This window comes from Chromobacterium piscinae, assembly GCF_021129175.1.
GTDB classification, from domain to species: Bacteria; Pseudomonadota; Gammaproteobacteria; order Burkholderiales; family Chromobacteriaceae; genus Chromobacterium; species Chromobacterium piscinae.
Genome location: NZ_JAJOHV010000164.1, coordinates 1 through 1560 on the forward strand (window position 1 = coordinate 1; position 1560 = coordinate 1560).

General features: G+C 71.3%; 3 protein-coding genes. All 3 read left to right on the forward strand.

Features of this window, described 5'->3' with window-relative positions; translation table 11 throughout:
* Nucleotides 1-575: nicotinate-nucleotide--dimethylbenzimidazole phosphoribosyltransferase (locus LQR33_RS23775; RefSeq protein WP_231470705.1), on the forward strand; the 575-nt coding region annotated here is incomplete at its 5' end.
* Nucleotides 572-1174, forward strand: coding sequence for a histidine phosphatase family protein (locus LQR33_RS23780; RefSeq protein WP_166441455.1), 603 nt, complete (start codon nt 572-574; stop codon nt 1172-1174). The genes LQR33_RS23775 and LQR33_RS23780, both read left to right, overlap by 4 nt.
* On the forward strand, nt 1162-1560 hold a 399-nt coding region (locus tag LQR33_RS23785; protein WP_231470706.1), incomplete at its 3' end, for an adenosylcobinamide-GDP ribazoletransferase. The genes LQR33_RS23780 and LQR33_RS23785, both read left to right, overlap by 13 nt.

A 1560-nucleotide genomic window follows, 5' to 3' on the forward strand; every position in this document is an offset into this window, starting at 1 on the left:
GCGCGGTGGAGGCCGGCGCCAACCTGCTGATCGCCGGCGACATGGGCATAGGCAACACCACCGCGTCGGCGGCGCTGATCTGCCGGCTGACCGGCGCGGCGCCGGAGCTGGTGGTGGGCCGCGGCACCGGCGTCGACGACGCCGGCCTGGCCAACAAGCATCGCGCGGTGAAAACCGCGCTGGCTCGGGTGGCCTGGGAAAACCTCAGCGGCCTGGACACGCTGTCCGAGCTGGGCGGCCTGGAAATCGCCGCGATCGCCGGCTTTTACCTGGAAGGCGCGCGCCTGGGCGTGCCGTCGCTGGTGGACGGCTTCATCGCCAGCGCCGCCGCGCTGTGCGCCAAGACCATTGAGCCCTCGCTGCACGACTGGCTGCTGGCCAGCCACCGCTCGGCGGAATCCGGCCATGATCTGGCGCTGAAAGCCTTGCAGCTGCCCCCGCTGGTGGACCTGGGCATGCGCTTGGGCGAAGGCTCCGGCGCCGCCGTGTGCGTGCCGCTGCTGCAACTGGCGGTGAAGCTGCACAACGGCATGGCCACCTTCGCAGAAGCCGGCATCAGCGGCAAGTCGGCATGAATCCCTACACGCTGACCCTGCTGCGCCACGGCGACATCGACCACGACGGCCGGCTGATCGGCCTGACCGACCTGCCGCTGACCGAGCTGGGGCACCAGCAGCTGGAACATAGCTGGAAACGCATCAGCAACTTGGCGCCGGTCACCAGCATCGCCACCTCGCCGCTGCAGCGCTGCCGCGAGTTCTCGGTCAGGCAGGCGCTGTCCGGCTCGCTGACGCTGAAGGTGGACCCGCGCTTCGCCGAGATGGATTTCGGCGGCTGGGACGGCCAGCCGGTGGCCGATCTGGAACAGGCCCACCCCGGCTGGGGCGACGCGCTGGCCGCCGGCCGGCTCAGCCCGCCCGGCGGCGAAACCTTCGAGCAGTTCCGCACCCGGGTGCTGGCCGGCCTGGCCGACTGGATGACCGAAGCCCGCGGCAGCCACCGGCTGCTGGTGACGCACGGCGGCGTGATCACGGTGCTGATGGCCGAGTTGCTGGGCACCGAGTTCGCGGTGGCCAAGCTGATGACGGTGCAACGCGGCGGCTTCGTGCAGCTGTCGATGCTGGAGGGCCACCCGGCCTACCTGCTGCGCCTGGAGTCCGCATGCGCGGACTGATATTGGCGGTGCAGTTCCTGACCCGGCTGCCCACCCCGCAGCTGGCCGATTTCAAACCCGAATGGCTGGCGGCCAGCGCGCGCTGGTTTCCCGCCGTCGGCATCATCGTCGGCGCGCTGCTGCTGGCCGCGCTGAGGCTGGGCGGCCTGGTCGACCCCTGGCTGGCGGCGCTGCTGGCGCTGCTGGCCTGGGTGATGGTGACCGGCGGCCTGCACCTGGACGGGCTGGCCGACCTCTCCGACGCGCTGGGCGCGGCCCACCGCTCGCGCGAGCGTTTCTTCGAGGTGCTGAAAGACCCGCATCTGGGCAGCTTCGGCGTGCTCTCGCTGATCCTGGCCGTCGCCGCCAAGCTGGTGCTGCTGATGCTGGCCGCCCGCCACGGCGGC